The sequence below is a fragment of the Paenibacillus cellulositrophicus genome (assembly GCF_009363095.1).
In the GTDB taxonomy this organism is placed as follows: domain Bacteria; phylum Bacillota; class Bacilli; order Paenibacillales; family Paenibacillaceae; genus Paenibacillus_AQ; species Paenibacillus_AQ favisporus.
Window position 1 is genome coordinate 1,322,122 of sequence record NZ_CP045295.1, and the last position, 22,255, is coordinate 1,344,376.

17 protein-coding genes are annotated in these 22,255 nt (G+C 57.3%); 1 reads left to right on the plus strand and 16 read right to left on the minus strand.

Annotation, left to right across the window (positions count from 1 at the left end):
* Window positions 1–5 precede the first annotated feature (5 nt).
* The 13 genes from rlmN to GCU45_RS06115 form a co-directional block, all read right to left on the minus strand.
* Entirely contained in the window at window positions 6–1,046 is a 1,041-nt protein-coding gene (gene rlmN / locus GCU45_RS06055) for a dual-specificity RNA methyltransferase RlmN (protein WP_152398373.1), read from the minus strand.
* Between the two features lie 154 nt (window positions 1,047–1,200).
* Window positions 1,201–2,526 carry a 16S rRNA (cytosine(967)-C(5))-methyltransferase RsmB gene (gene rsmB, locus GCU45_RS06060; protein ID WP_152402841.1) on the minus strand — a complete coding sequence of 442 codons (1,326 nt, stop codon included), beginning with the start codon at window positions 2,524–2,526 and terminating at the stop codon, window positions 1,201–1,203.
* A gap of 56 nt (window positions 2,527–2,582) precedes the next feature.
* Window positions 2,583–3,515 (minus strand): methionyl-tRNA formyltransferase, encoded by a 933-nt coding sequence (gene fmt / locus GCU45_RS06065; RefSeq protein ID WP_152398374.1) that lies wholly within the window; start codon window positions 3,513–3,515, stop codon window positions 2,583–2,585.
* 6 nt (window positions 3,516–3,521) lie between these two features.
* Window positions 3,522–4,004 (minus strand): peptide deformylase, encoded by a 483-nt coding sequence (gene def, locus GCU45_RS06070; RefSeq protein WP_076169936.1) that lies wholly within the window; start codon window positions 4,002–4,004, stop codon window positions 3,522–3,524.
* Between the two features lie 85 nt (window positions 4,005–4,089).
* On the minus strand, window positions 4,090–6,627 hold the full coding sequence (gene priA, locus GCU45_RS06075; protein WP_152402843.1) for a primosomal protein N': 2,538 nt from the start codon (window positions 6,625–6,627) through the stop codon (window positions 4,090–4,092).
* A 5-nt stretch (window positions 6,628–6,632) separates the two neighbouring features.
* Window positions 6,633–7,859, minus strand: a complete 1,227-nt coding sequence (gene coaBC, locus GCU45_RS06080; protein WP_152398375.1) for a bifunctional phosphopantothenoylcysteine decarboxylase/phosphopantothenate--cysteine ligase CoaBC — start codon at window positions 7,857–7,859, stop codon at window positions 6,633–6,635.
* Between the two features lie 160 nt (window positions 7,860–8,019).
* The gene (gene rpoZ / locus GCU45_RS06085; RefSeq protein ID WP_076169934.1) at window positions 8,020–8,244 is read right to left on the minus strand and encodes a DNA-directed RNA polymerase subunit omega; all 225 of its coding nucleotides are present in this window, start codon (window positions 8,242–8,244) and stop codon (window positions 8,020–8,022) included.
* A gap of 45 nt (window positions 8,245–8,289) precedes the next feature.
* Window positions 8,290–8,862: a guanylate kinase gene (gmk, locus tag GCU45_RS06090; RefSeq protein ID WP_116229595.1), complete on the minus strand. Its 573-nt coding sequence runs from the start codon at window positions 8,860–8,862 to the stop codon at window positions 8,290–8,292.
* Window positions 8,863–8,878: 16 nt separating this feature from the next.
* Window positions 8,879–9,139, minus strand: coding sequence for an extracellular matrix/biofilm regulator RemA (gene remA / locus GCU45_RS06095; protein WP_006209218.1), 261 nt, complete (start codon window positions 9,137–9,139; stop codon window positions 8,879–8,881).
* Between the two features lie 58 nt (window positions 9,140–9,197).
* On the minus strand, window positions 9,198–10,094 hold the full coding sequence (locus GCU45_RS06100; protein ID WP_105444588.1) for a YicC/YloC family endoribonuclease: 897 nt from the start codon (window positions 10,092–10,094) through the stop codon (window positions 9,198–9,200).
* Between the two features lie 35 nt (window positions 10,095–10,129).
* Window positions 10,130–12,013: a bifunctional homocysteine S-methyltransferase/methylenetetrahydrofolate reductase gene (locus GCU45_RS06105; RefSeq protein WP_152398376.1), complete on the minus strand. Its 1,884-nt coding sequence runs from the start codon at window positions 12,011–12,013 to the stop codon at window positions 10,130–10,132.
* Window positions 12,014–12,225: 212 nt separating this feature from the next.
* On the minus strand, window positions 12,226–13,065 hold the full coding sequence (gene dapF / locus GCU45_RS06110) for a diaminopimelate epimerase (RefSeq protein WP_145023716.1): 840 nt from the start codon (window positions 13,063–13,065) through the stop codon (window positions 12,226–12,228).
* 79 nt (window positions 13,066–13,144) lie between these two features.
* The gene (locus GCU45_RS06115; protein WP_152398377.1) at window positions 13,145–15,940 is read right to left on the minus strand and encodes a calcium-translocating P-type ATPase, SERCA-type; all 2,796 of its coding nucleotides are present in this window, start codon (window positions 15,938–15,940) and stop codon (window positions 13,145–13,147) included.
* Between the two features lie 190 nt (window positions 15,941–16,130).
* Between GCU45_RS06115 and GCU45_RS06120 the strand changes: the two genes are divergently transcribed.
* A complete protein-coding gene (locus tag GCU45_RS06120) occupies window positions 16,131–17,891 on the plus strand; it encodes an Rqc2 family fibronectin-binding protein (RefSeq protein WP_152398378.1) in 1,761 nt (586 codons plus the stop codon).
* Window positions 17,892–18,054: 163 nt separating this feature from the next.
* Here the strand turns inward: GCU45_RS06120 and thrS are convergent, their stop codons facing one another.
* The 3 genes from thrS to GCU45_RS06135 form a co-directional block, all read right to left on the minus strand.
* A complete protein-coding gene (gene thrS, locus GCU45_RS06125) occupies window positions 18,055–19,971 on the minus strand; it encodes a threonine--tRNA ligase (RefSeq protein WP_152402845.1) in 1,917 nt (638 codons plus the stop codon).
* Window positions 19,972–20,408: 437 nt separating this feature from the next.
* On the minus strand, window positions 20,409–21,269 hold the full coding sequence (locus GCU45_RS06130; RefSeq protein ID WP_152398379.1) for a PHP domain-containing protein: 861 nt from the start codon (window positions 21,267–21,269) through the stop codon (window positions 20,409–20,411).
* Window positions 21,270–21,330: 61 nt separating this feature from the next.
* The gene (locus tag GCU45_RS06135; RefSeq protein ID WP_145023706.1) at window positions 21,331–22,236 is read right to left on the minus strand and encodes a selenium metabolism-associated LysR family transcriptional regulator; all 906 of its coding nucleotides are present in this window, start codon (window positions 22,234–22,236) and stop codon (window positions 21,331–21,333) included.
* Window positions 22,237–22,255 lie beyond the last annotated feature (19 nt).

The following is a 22,255-nucleotide window of genomic DNA, read 5'->3' on the forward strand; positions in this document are numbered from 1 at the left end:
TCCTCTCACCTCAACTCCATGTGCTTGGCCCGCAGCTGTCCGCAGGCAGCCGCGATATCGTGGCCCTGCTCGCGGCGGATCGTCACGTTCACGCCGCTATCGGCGAGAACCCGTTGAAACTGGAATATATCGTTACGGGACGTTCTGACATACTTCCGCTCCGGTACGTGATTGACCGGAATCAGGTTGACGTGGCACAGCATATCCTTGAGCACGTTCGCCAGCTCCTGGGCATGCTCCGGACGGTCGTTAACGCCGCCGATCAGCGCGTACTCAAACGTAATCCGCCGGCCTGTTTTGACCAGGTAATAGCGAAGGGATTCCATAACATCCTCGAACGGATAACGGCGGTTCACGGGCATCAGCTTCGAGCGGAGCACATCGTTTGGCGCATGAATGGAAATCGCCAGATTGATCTGGGTGTCCTCGTTCGCGAATTTATAAATGTTCGGCACGATGCCGCTCGTGGAGACGGTAATATGCCGCTGCCCGATGTTCAGTCCTTTTTCATGAATCATAATACGCAGGAACTTCATCGTCGCTTCATAGTTTTCAAAAGGCTCGCCCGAGCCCATGATGACGATGCTGCTGACGCGCTCCCCTTTCTCGTCCAGAATCTTCTGGGCCTGCACCACCTGGGCCACGATCTCCCCGGCCGTCAGGTTCCGCTTCAGACCGCCCAGCGTCGAGGCGCAAAAGGTGCAGCCGATACGGCAGCCGACCTGGGTCGTGACACAGATGCTGTTGCCGTAGCTATGCTTCATGATGACCGTTTCAATCGCATGGTCGTCATGCAGGCCGAACAGAAACTTGACGGTTCCGTCCTTAGATTCCAGCTTCGTAATTTCCTGCAGCGTCACAAACTGGAACTGGTCGTCCAGCTTTTTGCGGAGCTCTTTGGAGAGGTTCGTCATTTCGTCGAAGCTGTTGACCCGTTTGACGTAGAGCCAGTCAAAAATCTGGCCGGCGCGGAACGCGGGCTCGCCGTTTTCCTTCGCCCAATCTTGCAGGTCTTCCAAATTCAAATCATATATAAAAGGTTTCATCTTCACCACACCTGTCTTTTCATTCATATGCTTATTGTTTCTCATTCTTCCTATTTTAACACAAATAAAAGTAGCGGTAAAAGAGAAAACCCGCCAAGCTCGCGCCCGGCGGGTTACAGGAAGCAGCGGCTGCCCGTGCGGGCGGTCCGCTAGTTTAGGAGAGTCTCTGAATCCGTGCAATGTAAAATCCGTCGCTATGAAAATGCTGGGGCAAAATCTGTACGCCGCCGCCCCGCGGCAGCGCCGTGCCCAGCAGCCGTTCCCAGGCAGGGGGCGCTTCCGGTGCTATGGCGAACTCCGGGTGGTTCCGCAGGAACCGCTCGACGTTCTCTTCGTTCTCCCGCGGCTCGATCGTACACGTGCTGTATACGAGAATGCCGCCGGGCCGGAGCAGAGCCGACACCGATTCCAGCAGCCGGTACTGCAGGGCCGCGATCTCCTCGATGTCCCCCGGGGTTTTGGCCCATTTCAGGTCCGGCTTGCGCCGGATAACGCCAAGGCCGGAGCATGGGGCATCCAGCAGAATGCGGTCGAAGGACGCCGCCGGATACCGTCCGGCCAGTTCCAGCGCATCGCCGATTACCGGCTCGATGGCGTCCAGCCCGAGCCGCTCGGCCTGCTCGCGGATCAGCTTCTGCTTATGCTCGTGCAGATCGTTGGCGATGATCTTCCCCTCGTCCCGCATGAGCTCGGCCATATGCGCCGTCTTGCCTCCGGGCGCCGCACAGCAGTCGAGCACCCTCATGCCGGGCTCAGGACCTACCGCATCCCCGACCAGCATCGAGCTCTCGTCCTGCACGGACAGCTGGCCGTCCCGGTACCAGCCAGTCAGGGCCATATTGCCCCCGCTGCGGACGAGAATACCTTCCGGCGTAAGCGGAGACGGCACCGCGTCCACGCCTTTCTCCTCCATCTCGCCAAGCAGGCCGTCGCGGCTGATCATCGTCGTGTTCACCCGGACGCTGACGGCCGGAGGCTCGTTGTTCGCCCGGCAGATCGCCTCGGCCGCTTCTTCCCCGTACTGCCCGATCCAGCGCTGAACCAGCCATTCGGGATGGGAATGCTCCAGCGCGATCCGTTCGGCCGGTCCGAGACTTTCCGGCAGAACCAGCTTGTCGGGACTGCGCAGCACGTTCCGGAGCACGCCGTTCACCATGCCGGAAATACCCTGGTGGCCGCGGCGCTTGGCCAAGTTCACAGCCTCATTGACCACGGCATGGGAAGGAATGCGGTCCAGGTACATGATCTGATACAGACTGAGCCGCAGCAGGCTTCGCACCCAGGGCTGCAGCTTGCTCACACCTTTGCTGACAAAGCGGTTCAGGAAGTAATCCAGCGTGTTCATCCGGGAGATCGGACCGTACACGAGCTCGGTCGCAAGGCCGGCATCCTCGCGGGACAGGTTTGCGCGCTGCAGCGCAGCGTTCAGCTGCAGGTTGCTGTAGGCGCCTTCCTGCTCCACGCGCGTCAGGATATCCATCGCCAGCTCGCGTGCCGAGGGCTCGCGGCCCTTCCGTTCTTGGGTTCCGCGTCCGCTCACTTCAGCACCGTCCCGGGCGTCATGCTGGTTCCCCGGATAAACTGCCCGGCATCCATCGCCTTCTTGCCGCTCGGCTGAATATCGGTCAGCCACAGAGCCCCGTCGCCGGTTTTTACTTCAATACCTTCCGGTGTAAGCTGAAGCACCGTTCCCGGAGCCGCTTCCTTGGAGGCCTTCTCTCCTTTGCGCGAGCCCCAGACCTTGAACACGTCGTCGTTCCAGAACGTAAACGCCCCGGAAAAAGGCACCAGGCCGCGAATTTGATTGTAAATATCGCGCGTCGACTTGCTCCAGTCGATTTTCTCGTCCTCACGCTTCAGGTTCGGGGCGTATGTAGCCTGCGAGTCATCCTGCACCGTCACCGGGACGCCGCCTTCCAGCAGCCGCGGCATCTGTTCTTTGAGCAGCGCCGCCCCGGCGGTGCTCAGCTTCTCGAACAGCGTTCCCGAAGTATCCTCGTCGGTGATGGGTACCTCCACTTGGGCGATCATATCGCCCGTGTCCAGCCCTTCGGCCATGAACATGAGCGTAATGCCCGTCACCGTCTCGCCATTGATGATGCAGCGCTGAATCGGTGCGCCGCCTCTGTATTTCGGCAAAAGCGAGCCGTGGACGTTGACGCAGCCCTTGGCCGGCAGATCCAGCACCGCTTTCGGCAAAATTTGCCCGTAAGCGGCCGTAACGATCAAGTCGGGCTTGTAAGCCGCGAGCTCGCTTACCGCTTCAGGATTGCGCATGCGCTGCGGCTGCAGCACCGGCAGACCGTGCTCAAGCGCTACTTCCTTGACGGGCGTCGGCATCAGCACCTTCTTCCGTCCCTGTGGACGGTCCGGCTGCGTGACGACGGCCACGACGTTGTAGCCCTCCGCAAGCAGCATGCGGAGACTGGGAACGGCAAACGCGGGCGTCCCCATAAAAACGATATTCATCAGGCATTACTCCTTTCCGGCGCGTTCCGGCGTATACTCATACACTCTTTCTGCAATGTCGGTAAACAGCACGCCGTCCAAATGATCGATTTCGTGCTGGAAGCAGCGGGCCAGCAGGCCGGTGCCTGTAATCGTCACTTCCTTGCCGTTCTCATCCAGCCCTTTCACCGTAACCTGCTCGGCACGGCGGACGTCTCCGTTTAATCCGGGAATGCTCAGGCAGCCCTCTGGGCCGAACTGCTCGCCATCCTTGGCTACGATTTCCGGGTTGACCATCTTGATCAGGCCGTGCTCATCGCCGACATCGACGACGATCAGTCTCTTCAAAATGCCGACCTGCGGCGCGGCCAGGCCAACGCCCTCCGCGTCGTACATCGTGTCCGCCATGTCGTTCAGCAGCTTTTTGACATTAGGGGTAACTTCTTTCACTTCTTTAGCGGTTTTATGCAAAACCTCATCCGGTTCTTTCACAATAATTCGGATCGCCATGCTGACACCTTCCTTATCGGGTTCAAATATTCATTGTTGGTTATTCATCCATGATTCCATATGATGACGGTACGCCGCTTAGGTGCTACATCAGCATTTGCGGGTCTACATCGATACTGATTTGAAGCTTCGGATTCTGCGCGGTATCCTCGAGCTGCTCGGCGGCTTCCCTGACCAGGCCGACAGCGTCGATGGTCCCACGCCATTTTATCATACATTGAAATCTGTATCTATTTTTTATCCGGGGCACAGGAGATGCCACCGGCCCCAGCACGTCAAAAGCGTCCGAGGTCAGCCGGTCCAGGCTGCCGTACCAGCCCTTCTGCCGGGCTTTGCCCTGGAGGACAGACACCATGTTCTCCGCCATCCGGACGAGAAACGGCAGCTGCTCATGCGACAGCGTGACCAGAATCAGCCGGCAGTACGGCGGATAGTGCAGGTTCCGCCGATGCTTCAGCTCCTCCCGGACAAACGAATCGTAATCGTGCCCGCTGGCGTGAATAATCGAATAATGATCCGGCGTATAGGACTGGATCATGACCTCCCCGGGCAGCTGGTGGCGGCCGGCGCGGCCGGCAACCTGGGTCAGCAGCTGGAACGTCTTCTCGGCGGCCCGGAAATCCGGCAGGTTGAGCGCCGAGTCGGCCGTAATGACGCCGACCAGCGTTACGTCCGGAAAGTCGAGCCCTTTGGCCACCATCTGGGTGCCCAGGAGTACGTCCGCTTTTTTGTCCCGGAACTGCTTCAGCAGCTTCTCGTGCGATCCCTTCTCCGTCGTGGTATCCACGTCCATCCGGATCACCCGGATCCCCGGAAACAGCTTCGCAAGCTCTTCCTCAACGCGCTGTGTACCGGTGCCGAAATAGCGGATATGCTCGCTTCCGCATTCCGGGCACACGGATGGCGCCGGCTCGGCATAGCCGCAGTAATGACAGCGGAGGTTGTTCGATTTCTGATGGTACGTCAGCGAAATGTCGCATTCGGGGCAGCCGGCCACGTAGCCGCAGCTGCGGCACATGACGAACGTGGAGTAGCCGCGCCGGTTGAGCAGCAGCACGGTCTGCTCCTTGCGTTCCAGCCGGGCCGCAACCGCCTGATGCAGCGAACGGCTGAACATGGAGCGGTTGCCTTCTTTTAATTCTTCCCGCATATCGATGATTTGTACTCCCGGCAGCTCATTGCCGAGCGCCCGTGCTTTCATCTCGAGCAGCATTGGCGCAAACTCGTCATTCGCCTGCGATCTCGCGGCATGGTAGCTCTCAAGCGAAGGCGTCGCCGAGCCCAGAATGACCGCCGCGCCGTGCTGCATCGCCCGCTGGACGGCCACGTCCCGGGCATGGTATTTCGGGCTTTCTTCCTGCTTGTACGACGTTTCATGTTCCTCGTCCATAATGATGAGCCCGATCTTGGCAAACGGCGCGAACACCGCCGATCTGGCGCCGATGGCGACGGCCGCCCGGCCTTCGCGGATTTTACGCCATTCGTCGTAGCGCTCCCCGCCCGACAGGCGGCTGTGCATGACAGCGACCTGGTCGCCGAAGCGCCCTTTGAACCGTTCCACCATCTGCGGTGTCAGCGAAATTTCCGGCACGAGCACGATGGCCTGCCGGCCCTGCTCAATGCAGCGCTGGATGCTCTGCAGGTAGATCTCGGTCTTTCCGCTGCCTGTAACCCCATGCAGCAGAAACACCCCGTGCCGCTGCGCATCGAGCACCGAGACAATACGGTCATAGGCGTTCTGCTGCTCCGCGGTCAGCGGCAGCGGATCGCTTGGCTTAAACCAGCGACCCCGGTAAGGATCCCTGAACGCTTCTTTGTCTTCAATCGTAATGTAACCTTTATCCGCCAGCCCTTTCACGGTCGCGGCCGACACCTGCATCGTCGCCAGGACATCCTTCAGCGCAAGCGGAAGCATCTCTTTCATTTCCACAATAAACTGCAGCACCTCGCGCTGACGCTGTGCTTTCGGCGCGAACGACGCCAGCGCGGCCTCCGCTTCGTCCGGCGTTACCGCCAGATCGACGGCTTTCAGCGTCTTGATCTGCAGCTTGTCCTTGATGGATTGGTTTTCCTGCAGCACGCCCCGGCGCAGCAGCGATTTGATCACCGGCGCGCTGTCCGGAAACTGCCGGCTCAGCTGCCTGGAGGTGACCTCACCTTTTTTTTCGACGAAATCAAGAATCGCCCGCTCGCCGTCGGAAGGCTCCAGTTCCAATTCGAACAAGCCGCCGGAATACAAATCCTCAGGCTCCTTCGGCTGCGGGGTTCCGAGCGAGATAAACCGTTCGGCCTTGCCCTTGAGGGCCGTAGGCACCATGACCTGAAGCGCCGTAATCATCCGGCAGGCATACCTGCGGCTCATCCACCCGGCCAATTCCACCAGCTCTTCGGACAGCGGCGGAATGACGTCAAGCACTTCCTGGATGGCCTTAAGCTTCATGCCGGCAGCCGCCGGCTCCGGCTCAAGGCCGACCACGAATCCCTGGACCGTGCGGTGGCCGAACGGCACACCGACCCGGCTTCCCACCTCGATCCATGCCCGCATGGATTCGGGAATGAGATAGTCAAAGGGACGGTCGGTATCACGCACCGGGACGTCGACGATCACCTTTGCCACACGCATCTCCATCAGGACAAAGCCCCGTTCATCCGGGCCGCAGCGATCGTCAGCAGGCGCAGGGCCACTTCGTCCTTGGTCATTACGGGCATTTGTTCGACCAGTCCGCCGGCATCGTATACCTGAACGATGTTGGTATCGGATCTGAAGCCGGCTCCCTCCGCCGTTACGTCATTGGCCACGATCAGATCGGCATTTTTCCGTTTCAGCTTATCCTGGGCATATTTCTCCACATCATTCGTCTCAGCTGCGAATCCGATCAAAAACTGCTTTGTCTTCGTCTTGCCGAGTTCCTCCAGAATATCCACCGTTTTGACGAGCTCGAGCGTCATCGTATCCCCCGACTTTTTCATTTTGCTTGCGGCCGTCACCTTCGGACGGTAATCCGCGACAGCCGCCGCCTTGATGACCAGGTCGCTGTCCTCCCAATGTTCCAGCACCGCCTGGTACATATCCTCGGCGGACTGGACTTTCACCGCGTTCACGTCCGAAGGGGGCTCAACGTCCGTATGGCCGTAAACGACATGCACCTCCGCGCCCATGTCTTTGGCGGCCTTGGCGATGGCAAACCCCATTTTCCCGGAAGAATCATTGGTGATGTAACGCACCGGGTCGATCCGTTCAACCGTTCCGCCCGAGGTGACGATGACCTTTTTCCCGCGGAGCAGACCCTGCCCTTGTACGGATTCATTGCGAGCCGCAAAAAAGCGCTCCACCACCTGGACGATCGTTTCCGGCTCCTCCAGCCGTCCCTTGCCCACATAGCCGCAGGCAAGCAGTCCTTCGCCGGGCTCGATCATCATCACGCCCCGGGACTCGAGCAGCCGCATGTTTGCCTGAACGGCCGGATGGGCATACATATGCACGTTCATGGCCGGTGCGATCATGACCGGCGCCTCGGTGGCCAGCAGCGTCGTCGACAGCATGTCGTCCGCCAGACCATGGGCCATTTTTGCGATCATATTGGCTGTAGCCGGTGCGATGAGAACGAGGTCGGCCTCATCGGCCAAATGGATATGGGAGACAACGGATGGATCGCGCTCATCGAACGTGTCGCTGTATACCGGATTTTTGGACAGACTCTGAAAGGTCAGCTCCGTAATAAACTGCTTCGCCGATTCCGTCATGATCACATGGACATCTGCGCCTTTTTGCACCAGCTTGCTGCACAGACTGGCCGCCTTGAACGCCGCGATTCCACCCGTCACGCCGAGCACGATGGTTTTGCCGGTTAACATACGATTTCCCCGCTTTCCGTTTCATTTAGATAGAGAAAAAAATACAACCTTGCGGTTGTATCTGGAAGACGTCTATACGCTCTTGCTGCAAACTTAATATGAGTTCTTGTTAGACCTGCCGCATAACAGCAGAAAAAGCCCCGTCCCGGGAAGAACAGGCTTACGCCTTATTCTCATCCCGTTCGGCGACCGGTTCCGGAATTACCCGAATCATATCCCCGTAAATTTCCTCAAGCGCCACGCCTACGTATTTGTGGGATCTTGGATGCTTCAGGTCGGTCTTTGCGCCCTCGCGCAGCTGTCTCGCACGGCGGGAGGCCGCGACGACCAGCGAGTATTTACTGTCGACTTTATTCATCATTTCATCAATCGATGGGTACAACACTTGGCGACACCTCTTTTATTATTCTCAAATGGCTGCTGTCTTCGTTTATTTCTTGATTTTACAATGTTCGGCGATAATAATCGATTCTATTCGTTTGCAGGCGCAATCAATCTGATCGTTAACCACCGCATAGTCATAATGCTGCATCAAATTGATTTCGTCAACCGCCACCGTCATGCGGTGGTCGATCGTCGCCTGGTTCTCCGTACCGCGCCCGATGATCCGGTCCTTGAGTTCGTCCAGAGAAGGCGGCAGCAGGAAAATAAATACCCCTTCGGGAAACTTCTGTTTGACCTGAAGGGCACCCTGTACCTCAATTTCCAGAATAATATCGTTTCCGCTCTCCAGCGTCTTCTCTACGAAATCGCGCGGCGTTCCGTAATAGTTCCCCACGTACTCCGCATACTCCAGGAGCTGGTCGTTCTGCATCATATCCAGAAACTGGTCACGGGTTTTGAAAAAATAATTGACCCCGTTCACTTCTCCCTGGCGCGGACTCCGTGTCGTCGCCGATACCGAATAGACCAAATCCGGCAGCTTCCCGCGCAGCGCGCTGCACACGGTTCCTTTACCGACCCCGGAAGGTCCTGACAATACAAACAATATTCCTTTTGACATATTACTCCCCATCTTGTTATTCGTCATTATCGTCATCTTTGCTGGACAGGCGATGAGCCACCGTCTCCGGCTGCACCGCCGACAGGATGACATGGTCGCTGTCCGTAATGATTACGGCGCGCGTCCTGCGCCCATAGGTCGCATCGATCAGCATGTGACGATCTCTTGCTTCCTGAATAATCCGCTTAATAGGCGCTGATTCGGGGCTTACAATCGAAATGATACGGTTAGCCGATACAATATTCCCGAAGCCGATGTTAATGAGTTTGATTGCCATATTCAGGTTCTTCCCCCTATTCATTTGACTCTCTCCTGTTTTCTGTCGAAATTGTGCCTTACTCTATATTGGCCAGTTGCTCTCTAATTTTTTCCAGCTCCGCTTTCATTTCGACAACACGGTTTACCAGAGTCAGATGATTGGCCTTGGATCCAATCGTATTGACTTCCCTGTTCATTTCCTGAATCAGAAAATCGAGTTTTCTTCCGACCGGTTCATCCGCACGAAGTAATCCTTTGCATTGCTCAAAATGGCTGTGCAGACGTATCAATTCCTCATCGATATTGCAGCGGTCTGCAAAAATAGCAATTTCCATGCCAAATTTATGTTCATCAAAAGCAAACGAACCGTCATTCAGTTCAGCCAGCCTTTGTCTGAGCTTATTGCGGTATTCTTCGACTACGCTGGGTGCGAGCTGTACCATTTCTCCGTGAAGCTTCTCCAGCCGGTTCAGGCGCTGCTCCACATCACGGGCAAGGAAGCTTCCTTCAGAAGTCCTCATCGCGACGAGTCCTTCCATGGCCCTTACAAGACCTTCTTCAAGCACGCGTCCCCACTCTTCAGGCTCCGGATCCTGGTTTGTCCCGACTTCCTCGGGTGTGAGAAACACGCCCGGCAGGGACAGCAGGTCTCTCACCGTCAATTCGCCGTTCAGGCCATGCCTCTCGGATACCTCACGCGCCGCCTCCATATAAGTATTGACGGCTTTATGATTTAACAAAACAGGCGGAGCGGTATTCTCTTCCGCCTCCTTGTTAATAAAGACATCGATCCGGCCGCGCTTGACAAACCGCTGTACCGTTCTTCTCAAAGGGTCCTCAAAGCGTGTCCATTCACGCGGCAGGCGTATGACCACTTCGCAGTATCGGTGGTTCACGGATTTCACTTCAATTTCCACTTTATACCCTCCGAAATGAAGGGCGGATTGACCGTAACCGGTCATGCTGAAAGACATCGGCACCACATCCATTACACTATTGTAATTGATAACTATCTGTGAAACAAGGGGGACTGCCGGCGTCCGGATTTCTCCCACACATGGCTGATGAGCTGGGCGCTCATGTCATACAGCATAAACGGCGTCATTAAGTAAATTCCGTTAAAATGCTCCATCGCCACGTCGAGCAGCTCTTTGGCAATGGCAACCCCCATGGCTCTTCCTTCTTCGCCTTCCAGGCCGCTCATCCGGCGGCGCACATCGTCCGATAGCTGAATTCCCGGCACCTCGTTGTGCAGGTATTCCGCATTGCGCCCGCTCGCCAGCGGCATGATGCCGAGGAAGATCGGAATGTCGAGATGGCTCGTCGCTTCCTTCAGCGCGCGGATCAGCTCCGGATCGTACACCGGCTGGGTCATAATATAATCGGCGCCGGCAGCGATTTTGCGTTCCAAACGCAGCACGGCTTTGTCGAGATGCTTCCCGTGTGGGTTAAACGCCGCGCCGACGACGAAGTTCGCCTTTTGTTTGAGCGGCTTGCCGGAGAAGGCGATTCCCTCATTTAACTGCTTGATCATTCGTATAATCTCAAAAGAAGTCAAATCGTATACGGAACTCGATCCCGGCAAATCGCCGAAGCGTGCGGGGTCACCCGTGACAGCCAGCACGTGATCGATGCCAAGGGCGTCAAAGCCCATAAGGTGCGACTGTGTTCCGATCAAGTTGCGGTCCCGGCAGGCGATGTGCACCAGTGGGCGCAAACCGGTCTCCGCCTGCACCAGATGGCCGAGAGCCATATTGCTCATCCGCGTAACCGCTAGCGAGTTGTCGGCGAGGGTCAGCGCGTCCGCCCCGGCATCCTTCAGCACCTGCGCCCCCTTCATAAATTTGGCGATATCCAAATCGCGCGGAGGGTCCAGCTCCACGATGACGGTGTGACGCTCTTTGACGAGGTCGACCAGGTTCGGGTTGCCGCCTTTGCCTTCACCGTCGCCGTCTGGCGCGAGATGTTCATGAATTTCGATCGGGGCAGGGGCGATGTCAATCGGCCCGTACGTTATCGGCCGCGGCTCGTAGCCCTGAAGCGCGGACGAAATCGCCGCGATATGCGCGGGCGTCGTCCCGCAGCAGCCGCCGATGATCCGGGCGCCGAGATCGGCGAATTTCACCGCCATCTGGCCGAAATAATCCGGCTTGGCCCCGTACTGATATTCCCCATCCACATAATCGGCTACCCCGGCATTCGGATACACCGACATCGGCACGGACAAGTGGCCGCCGAGGGTCTTCATCGCGCTCATAATGCCATTAGGGCCTGTGCGGCAGTTAAAGCCGATCACGTCCGCGCCCTGCTGCTGCATCATCCGGAACGCTTCCGGCATCGTATAGCCGTCCAAGGTCCGGGCTACGTCCTCAACCGCAAACTGGCAGATGACCGGCAGCGGGCTGAGTTTGCGCACGATGGACAAGGCCAGATACAGCTCTTCCACATCATAGAAGGTTTCGAGCAGGATGCCGTCCACTCCTTCTTGAAGAAGGGCCTGAATCTGCTGCTCGAAATATTTCTTAAGCTCGGCCGTCGAGACGTTGGTCCGTTTGCCGCCGCGGATGGAACCGATGGCTCCGACCACATAGCCGGCGGATCCCGCTACTTCCCGTGCAATCCGTACACCCGCCCGGTTGATATCCTCCACCTTCGACTCCAGGCCGTATTTGGACAGCTTGTCGAAGTTGGCCGAAAACGTATTGGTCTCAATGATTTGAGCCCCGGCTTCCACATAACGCCGGTGAACATCTTTGATGACCTCCGGTGAGGTCAGGTTCAGTTCTTCATAGGAAATTCCCACAGGAAAGCCCATTTGATATAGAAAAGTGCCCATCGCTCCGTCGCCGATCAGCACCTGTTGATCCCACGCTTGACGCAAATCCGGTTTCATGTTGGCTCCTCCACCCCGAAAAAGTAGTTTCACATTAATGTATCATAAATCAGCGCACAAGATAAGTCATAGAATCCTCCAGTTATTTTACTAGAGTCGGATTTGGACGATCAGCACACCCCCAAGAAGCAGGAAAGCCCGGCGGATCGTATCCGCCGATACGCTCCCCGGGCTATTAAGGTGTTAACGCAGGTTTTCAGAAGTCCGGGCGATTAAACGTCCTGGACGCTTCCCGTATACACGACAGCCGCAGGGCCTGTCATATAGACGTGGTTGTCTTTCTCGCTCCACTCGATGAACAGGTCTCCACCTTTCAGCCGGATCGATGCCGACCGGTCGGTTAAACCGTTCAGCACGGAGGATACGAGGGTTGCACACGCCCCGGTTCCGCAGGCCAGCGTCGGACCGGCGCCGCGCTCCCAGACGCGCATGTCCACGGTACCGCGGTCCTTCACGGTCGCGAATTCGACGTTCACCTTTTTCGGGAATACCGGATGCACTTCCAGCTTTGGTCCCCAGGTGGCGAGGTCGAAATTCACCGCATCGTCCACGTAAATGACACAGTGCGGATTGCCCATCGACACGGCAGTAAACCGGAACTGCCGGCCGTCAGCCTCGATCGGCGCATCCACGACCGGGTTCGCGTCGATCGTCGTCGGTACGCTCAATCCATCAAGCACGGGCTCGCCCATATCCACCGTGACGGTGGCGGCCAGGCCGTTGTCCACATGGATCGTTACCGGCTGCACGCCGGCTCCAAGCGTTTCGATCGTAATTTGCTCACTGCTGACATAGCCGTGGTCGTACACGTATTTTGCCACGCAGCGGATGGCGTTGCCGCACTGCTCCGCTTCCGAGCCGTCCGAGTTGATGATGCGCATGCGGAAATCCGCCTTCTCCGACGGCAAAATATATACCAGTCCGTCCGCTCCGATGCCGAAATAGCGGTCGCACCATTTCAAGGCTAGCTCTGCCGCGTTGTCCGGCAGAGCCTTCTCGCCGTAGATAACGATAAAGTCGTTCCCGAGTCCGTGCATTTTTGTAAATTCCATGGATGGTGCCACTCCTTTATTATGCTAGCTTTTTACTGTCCACTAGCATACCTCAAAGGACCGGGCCGTGCTATTGACTTTATGCAGAAATGTTTGTACTTTTCGCCACGAGGCGGCCGCTTCCCCGCCGCTTGTTGCGTCTTCCGCCCCATACGCTGCCGATGCCCATCAGGAAGGTAGGCACGCCGGCGCCGACGATCGTAATGCACCATTCGCGGAAGCCGAGCGGCACGGTTTTAAAGATCGGCTGCAGCGGCTCGATATACATGACGCCGAGCATGAGCAGGACCGAGGACAGCACCGCCAGCACCAGGTACTTGTTTTGCAGCGGGTTGCGGTGGAAAATCGATCTAGAGCTCCGGCAGTCGAACACGTGGATGAGCTGGGCCATAACGAGCGTGGCGAAAGCTACCGATTGGGCTTTGGTGACCTGAGCGGCATTGTGCGGATCCACGCGGAGGGTGAGCCAGAATGCGCCGAGCGTGCACAGACCGATCAGGAAGCCGCGGCTGATGATCTTCCATCCCAGCCGGCGGGCGAATATATTTTCTTTGGCCCCGCGCGGCTTGTGCTCCATGAGGTCCTTCTCCGGCTGATCCACGCCAAGGGCCATCGCTGGCAGGCCGTCGGTCACGAGGTTGACCCACAAAATCTGGATCGGCAGCAGCGGCAGCGGCAGGGCGAGCATCATCGCAAAGAACATCGTCAAGATTTCGCCGACGTTCGATGCAAGCAAATACCGGATGAATTTGCGGATATTCTCATAGATGCTCCGGCCTTCCTCGATCGCCGCCACGATCGTCGAGAAGTTGTCGTCGCTCAGGATGAGCGCCGATGCTTCCTTAGTGACGTCGGTACCGGTAATGCCCATGGCAATGCCGATGTCGGCCGCCTTGATGGCCGGCGCATCGTTGACGCCGTCGCCGGTCATGGCAACAACATGGCCCTTGCGCTGCAGCGATTTGACGATGCGGAGCTTATGCTCAGGTGACACGCGCGAGTACACGTACACGTTGTCCACCTTCGCATCGAGCTCCTGGTCGTCGATCTGCGCCAGCTCCTGGCCGGACATGGCTTCGCCTCCGCGCGGCATAATGCCAAGCTGCTGGGCGATCGCCTCGGCGGTCGTGCCATGGTCGCCAGTGATCATCACCGTCTTGATGCCCGCGCGGCGGCAGGTGCTGATCGCATCGCGCACTTCGCGGCGCGGCGGATCGATCATGCCGGCAAGGCCGACGAAGACGAGCTGGCTCTCGGCGTCCGCTTCGCTGTCCAGCAAATCATGCGGGCGCAGGTCGCGGTATGCCGTCCCCAGCACGCGAAGCGCGGAGGAAGCCATCTCTTCGTTGGCGGCAAGCACCTTCTGCCGGAGCGTGCCGGTAAACGGCACAACGTTGCCTTCCCACAATATATAAGTGCACTGGTTCAACAGCACATCGGGCGCGCCCTTAGTGCATAAAATTTTGCCGCCCTGGTGGCTCACCACGACCGACATCAGCTTCCGTTCGGAATCGAACGGAAATTCCTTATCCCGCTGATACAGTGCCGACAAGGACTGCGTCGTCATCCCCATTTTGGAAGCGAGGGTAATGAGCGCCCCTTCGGTCGGATCCCCTTTCAGTTCCCATACCGGGCCTTGAGGCTCCTCCTTGCCTTTGCGCTTGCCACGCGACTCCGGAGCCGCCGTTTCGTAAATTTCCGCGTTGTTGCACAGCGCGCTGATCTGGAGCAGCCTGCGCAGCCCCTGGTCGTTCTTCACGTCGACCGGCTTCTTCTCTTCGAGGATTTGTCCGGTCGGCGCATAACCGTCGCCGGTGACCTCCAGGCTTCTTCCCCCGACCCATACGCGCGTAACGGTCATTTTGTTCTGCGTCAGCGTTCCGGTTTTATCGGAGCAGATGACCGATGCGCAGCCGAGCGTTTCGACCGACGGCAGCTTGCGCACGATCGCTTTCCGCTTGATCATCCGCTGCACGCCGAGCGCCAGCGCGACGGTCACGATGGCAGGCAGTCCTTCGGGGATCGCGGCCACGGCCAGGCTGACGCCGGCCAAAAACATGCCGACAGCAGGCTGTCCATGCAAAATGCCGGCAACGACGACCATGACCGTAAGCCCCAGCGACAGAATGATGAGCATTTTGCCGAGCTGCTCCAGGCGGTGCTGAAGCGGCGTTTCCTGCGAGTCTGTATTCTGGATCAGATCGGCAATTTTCCCCATTTCCGTATCCATGCCGGTTCGGACGACAACGCCTTTTGCTGTCCCCCGCGTCATCATGGTTCCCATGAAGCCGGTGTTCTTCTGATCGCCAAGGGGCACGTCCGCTTCTTGAATAGGCTGGGCATGCTTGCCTACCGGCACCGATTCCCCGGTCAGCGCGGATTCTTCAATATAACAGCTGCTCGTTTCCAGCCAGCGGACATCGGCGGGCACACGGTCTCCGCTTTCCAGCAGAACGACGTCCCCGGGGACGAGCATTTTGGCCGGCACCTGAACTACCTTGCCTCCCCGAAGCACCTTCGCTCCCGGAGCGGACAGCTGCTTCAGCGCGCGCAGGGATCGTTCCGCCTTGAACTCCTGGATGAAGCCGAGGACCCCGTTCAGCAGAATGATGGCGATAATGGTGATGGCGTCCAGGTATTCGCCGAGGAGGCCCGAAACCAGCGTTGCTCCCATCAGCACCAGCACCATGAAATCTTTAAATTGGTTCAAAAATAAGGCCAAAGGAGAAATACGCTTTCCTTCCGAAAGCTCGTTCCATCCGTTTTTCTTCCGTCTTTCCTCCGCCTCTTCTTCCGAAAGGCCCTGATGCGGGTGAACGCCGAGGACATGCTGCAGTTCTTCCGCGTCCAACTGATGCCATTTTTTTTGTTCCATAGCTTCCCTTTCCCTCCCGGTCTTTGTGCGCTGCGGGTGTTCAACAGCTTTTCCACCTGTTCTATCGTAAATGTATTCGGACAGGGCCTAAAATATCACAAGCCTGGCCTCTTAAGTTTTTGGCCAAACTATGGCATCATAGTATGGAGGCAATCGTAACCAAGTACAGCGTAAAGATGGGAGATACACTATGGCATTAGATGGAATCGTAACGCGGGCCCTTGTCCATGAGCTGCAAAGCATTCAGGGCGCCCGGATCAGTAAAATATACCAGCCCAACGATCACGACCTGCTCTTTCACCTCCGGACCCGGGAGGGCAACGCTAAGCTGCTGCTGTCGGCCAACCCGACGTATCCGCGGGTGCACTTCACCGAACGAAGCTTTCTGAATCCGCAGGAGGCGCCGATGTTCTGCATGCTGCTGCGCAAGCACTGCGAAGGAGGCATCATCGAAGACATCCGGCAGGTAGGAATGGAGCGGATCATTCATATTACCGTCAGACAGCGGGATGAGCTGGGGGACGTCTCTTCAAAGCAGCTCATCATCGAATTGATGGGCCGGCACAGCAACATTATTTTGTCAGACCCTTCGAGCGGGACGATCCTGGACGGCATCCACCATGTCACCCCGAGCATCAGCAGCTACCGGGTCGTCATGCCGGGCTTTTCCTATACGGAACCTCCGCAGCAGCATAAGCTGAATCCGCTTGAGGTTACAGGAGAGCTATTTGCACAAAAATATACCGAGGAAGCGGACGCCGAACCGATTTCGTGGATCGTGGATACGTTCAGCGGCGTAAGCCCGCTGGTTGCGCAGGAGATCGTGCACCGCGCCGGCCTTCAGTCCTACTCGGAAGAAGAAGGGCCCGAAGCGGGCGAAGCACGCCGAAGCGCCCTATGGAACGCCTTTACCGGGCTGATGGACAGCGTCAGACAGCAGGCGTACCAGCCGATGTCAGGGGCGAACGCCAAGGGGAAAATGGTTTTTTCCGCCGTCGAGCTGACGATGATTCAGGAAGAGGTCAAACGCTATGAATCCATCAGCACATGCATGGAGGATTATTACGGTGAAAAAGCCGAGCGCGACACCGTCAAGCAAAAAACGAGCGATCTGCTGCGTTTCCTGCACAATGAGCGCGCCAAAAACATTAAAAAGTTGGACCACCTGCACGCCGATCTGGAGGAAGCCGCCGACGCGGATCAGTACCGGATTTACGGCGAGCTGCTGTTTGCCTCCCTGCATACGATTGCAAAGGGGGACAAGGAGGCGGTGCTGACCAACTTCTATGACGAGGACCAGAAGGAAGTGAAGATTCCGCTGGACCCGCTGCTCAGCCCTTCCGATAACGCCCAGCGGTATTTCAAGAAATATAATAAGTACAAAAACAGTCTGGCCGTCATCGACGAGCAGCTTGCTATAACAAAGGAAGAGATCCGCTACATGGACGACCTGCTCCAGCAGCTGGCCCATGCATCCATGAACGATATCGACGAAATCCGTGAGGAGCTCGTTCAGCAGGGATATCTCCGCGACCGCAGCAAAAAAACACGCAAAAAGAAGAAAAGCGACCGCCCTACGCTGCACGTATTCACTTCGTCCGAGGGCATCGAAATTTACGTAGGCAAAAACAACCTGCAGAACGAATACGTGACCAACAAACTGGCCAGCGGCAGTGATACGTGGCTGCACACCAAGGATATCCCCGGGTCCCACGTCGTCATCCGCAGCAGCCAGTTCGGGGACCAGACCCTGGAGGAAGCCGCCCAACTGGCCGCGTATTTCAGCCAGGCCAAAGAATCCAGCAGCGTACCGGTCGACTGCACCCTGATCCGCCATGTGCATAAGCCGAGCGGCGCCAAACCGGGCTTTGTCATTTATGATCACCAGCGGACGCTGATCGTCACGCCTGACGAGGAATTGATCAAGTCGCTTCCAAGCGTCATTAAATAATCATAAAAGCTTTAGATTTCATAATATAGAAAGAATACGGTTGAACCGTGCTCAGTGAACGTCCTTGAGCTTCAGCCCCAATAATAGAAAAGGCTATATCCTCCGTTCCTAAGAGCGGGTGGGATACAGCCTTTTTTGACGTCTTCCTGATTTATTGTCCCGTTTATTTCTCCCGGATTTCCCGGTTTAAGCGCTCGATGATGTCCGGCAGCAGCTGCATGCCCAGATCCCCTTCGCCCCGTTTGCGGACCGCCGCTGCACCCGCCTCCTGCTCGCTCTTGCCGACGACGAGCACGTACGGCACTTTTTCCAGCTCGGCTTCGCGGATTTTATAGCCCAGCTTCTCGTTTTTGGCACTGACCTCAACCCGGATGCCCTCTTTCGCAAGCGACTGCTTAACCTGATAAGCATAATCCAGATCGTGCTCGGATACCGGGACGACCTTGGCCTGGACCGGTGCCAGCCACAGCGGAAAAGCTCCTGAGTAGTGCTCCGTTAGAATGCCGATGAAACGGTCGATGGAGCCGTAGACGGCGCGGTGAATGATGACCGGGCGATGCTTCTGGTTGTATTCACCGACATAGCTGAGACCGAACTTCTCCGGCATTTGAAAATCGAGCTGGATCGTCCCGCACTGCCAGCTGCGCTTCAGGGCATCGAGAATATGAAAATCGATTTTCGGACCGTAGAAAGCTCCGTCCCCCTCGTTCAGGCGGTATTCGATCCCCCGCCGCTCCAGCACGCTGCGCAGCGACTGCTCGGCCTGCTCCCACAGCTCATCCGAGCCCATGGAATCCTCCGGCCGAGTCGATAGTTCGATCCGGTATGAGAAGCCGAATATGGCGTACATATGGTCGATCAGGTCGATGACGCCGGCGATTTCCTCCTCGATTTGGTCAGGTCTGACAAAGAGGTGTGCGTCATCCTGGCAAAACGTCCGCACACGCATCATGCCGCTCAGCGCGCCCGAATACTCGTGGCGGTGAACCTGTCCGAACTCGGCCAGCCGGATCGGCAGCTCGCGGTAGGAGCGAAGGCCGCTTTTGAAAATCAGCATATGCCCTGGGCAGTTCATCGGCTTCAGCGCATATTCCGTCTCGTCCACCTGGGTAAAATACATGTTGTCCTTGTAGTGATCCCAGTGCCCGGATTCCTCCCACATCCGCTTGTTCATCATAAGCGGGGTGCGGACCTCTTCATATCCTCTAGCAGCGTTCAGCTCACGCTCCAGCTTCTCCAGCTCGTTGCGGATGGTCATGCCTTTAGGGAGGTAAAACGGCATGCCCGGCGCTTCCTCCGAAAACAGGAACAATCCCTGCTCCTTGCCCAGCTTGCGATGGTCGCGCTTCTTCGCTTCCTCGAGCATGTGAAGATGCTCGTCAAGCTGCGCCTTCTTAGGGAAGGCGGTGCCGTAAATCCGCTGCAGCATCTTGTTGTCCGAGCTTCCGCGCCAATAGGCTCCGGCTACGCTCAGCAGTTTGAACGCTTTGATTTTACCCGTGGAAGGAAGGTGCGGTCCTCGGCACAGGTCCACGAACTCTCCCTGCTCGTAAATCGTAATTTCGGCGTCCTCGGGCAGGTCCCGGATAAGCTCAAGCTTCAGCGGCTCCTGCAGCTGCGCGAACAGGTCCAGCGCTTCCTTCCGGCTGACCGCCTTCCGCCGTATCGGCAGATCCTCTTCCGCGATCCGCTTCATTTCCCGTTCGATCCGGGATAAATCATCGCTCGTCAGCGGATTTGGAAGATCCATGTCGTAATAAAATCCGTCCTCGATGACCGGCCCGATCCCCAGCTTGACGGAAGATGCTCCGAATAAACGCTTCACAGCCTGCGCCAATAAATGCGCTGTGCTGTGCCGGTACACCTCGATCCCTTCCGGACTGTCCACCGTCACGATTTCAATGCTGCTGTCCTGCTCAACCGGCGTACTGAGATCCACCAGGATCCCGTCAATTTTGCCTGCTGCGGCATTTTTCACGAGGCTGCTGCTGATCCATTCGGCGATGCTCTCCAGCCGGACACCTTGCTCGAATGCTCTTACCGAGCCGTCCGGCAGCTTGACTTGTATTTCCTTGTTCATGTTCTTCCCTCCGTCAAATTCGGTCGATTTGGTGAACGCAAAAAAACGCATCTCATCCCAAGGGACGAGTGCGTTCAGCTCGTGGTTCCACCCTAATTCGACCTGCATCCGACGGTTCATCCGAACACGTACATATGCAAAGCCCTTATTAAGCATCCGATATCGGGGATTAACCGGTTCCTTCTACTGCCGCGGCTTGGACAGCGGGTTCAAAGGGACGGCTGCAAAGGGGTAATTTCTGAACCGGTGTCAGGAGAAGCTTGCACCACTCACTTCTCTCTCTGGGCAGTCCTGGATCGAAATCATGTCTTTGGTCATCGCCTTACAAGTTTGTGTTTGTTGCTTGGTTCAACATTATAGTACGGCCGGCAAGCCCGGCGCAAGCCCCATTTTCCAATTTTGCAAAAAAAGGTTAAAACTCGCCCGGGTACCCATGACTATTTTGTTCCCCGCTGAAGCTGTTCCAATACGGTCACCGGGATTGTACGGCTGCCGATATCGCCATGGAAGACGACGCCCTGCCGTTCCCCGTGAAAATCGGAGCCCGCCGTGACGATCAGCCCATGCTCATCAGCCATTCTCAGGTACCGCTTCTCATCGGCCGGGCCGTGGTCGGAATGGTAGACTTCGATTCCGGCAGGTTTTGCTTCCCTAACAATCCGTTCCACCAGCGCGTCGTCGCCGTAGATCCCCGGATGGGCCAGCACGGGCGTTCCGCCGGCTTCCCGGATCCAGGCGCAGGCATCCGCAGGTGTGATCCGTGGAACGGATACGTAGGCAGGCGCATCCTCGCCCAAATAGCGGTTAAAGGCGTCCCTCATGTCGGAGGCGTAGCCCTTCTTGACCAATACATCGGCCATATGCGGCCGCCCGACGCTTTCATCCGGCTTCAGCTCGCGCCCCAGCCCGGCAATGACCTCCTCGAGCGTGATGGACATTCCAAGCTGCTGCAGCTTGGCGATCATCTGATCGTTACGCCGTTCCCGGGTCTGTCTCAGCTCGGCGAGATGGTTCAAAAACGGCTCATGTGTTATGTCGATGTAATAGCCCAGCACGTGTATATCCTTGCCGCCGGCACGGGTGCTGATTTCGACGCCGGGAACGACGGTGATGCCGAGCCGCTGCCCGGCTTCCAGTGCTTCCGGAATGCCTCCCACGGTGTCATGGTCGGTAATCGCCACGGCCGCGAGTCCCTTCCCGTGGGCGATCCGAACGTTCTCTGCGGGTGGCTGCATACCGTCGGAAGCCGTCGTATGCGTATGCAGGTCACCGTATTTCTGATCTGTGGACAAGTCCATTCCTCCTTCACTCATTCAGCGTCTTAAGCTGTGAAATATTCTTTTAACTGCCGGCTTGGCCCTATTCCCCCTGCTGCTCCTGCTGCTGTTTGAGAAAATTCAGAAAGGTCACGGCAGACAGCGGAAGCAGGGTGGATTTCAAATGAATGGCATAAAACTGCCGCTTAAATTCGGCGTCCCGGATCGGAATAATGGTAACCAGGTTCAGTGCGGTTTCATGCTTGACCGAGGCCGGCGACAGCATCGTAATGCCGAAACCGGCCTCGACGGCGGATTTCACCGCTCCCGTGCTGCCAAGCTCCATCGCGGTCTGCAGGCTTTGTGGATCGATCCCCTTGTGGATCAGCACACTTTCCATCACCTGGCGCGTGCCCGACCCTTTTTCCCGCAGCACAAACGGATAGGCAAGCACTTCCTCCAGCTCGACCGATTCCCGCTCCGCCAAGGGATGGCCGATGGGGACGATCAGCTTCAGCTCGTCCTGCATGACGGGATCGATGACCATATCCGGATGGTGGATCGTCGCCTCGATCAGGCCGAAATTCAGCTGATGCTTCGTAATCTCTTCGATGATCTGTGTGGTGTTCATCACTTTCATCATAATGCTGATGTGCGGATACTGCTGTCCAAACGGACCGAGCAGCCGCGGCAGGAAGTATTCGCCGATCGTGAGGCTGGAGCCGAGCTGAAGCCGGTCCTGCAGCATATGGGTATGCGATGCCATCGCATTGTCCGTTTCCTTGACCAGGGCGATGCTCTTTGCCGCATACGGCAAAAGGGTGATCCCCGCTTCGGTCAGCTCGATCTTCTTGGTGGAGCGGATCAGCAGGCGCGTCCCGAAATATTCTTCCAGGGACTGAATCTGCATCGTAACGGCCGGCTGGGTCATGTGCAGCGCGCTCGCCGCCGCCGAGAAACTCCCACGTTCCGCCACGGTATAAAAAATGTGGAGCTGGTGAAAATTCATGGCATGCTCTCCCCCTCGT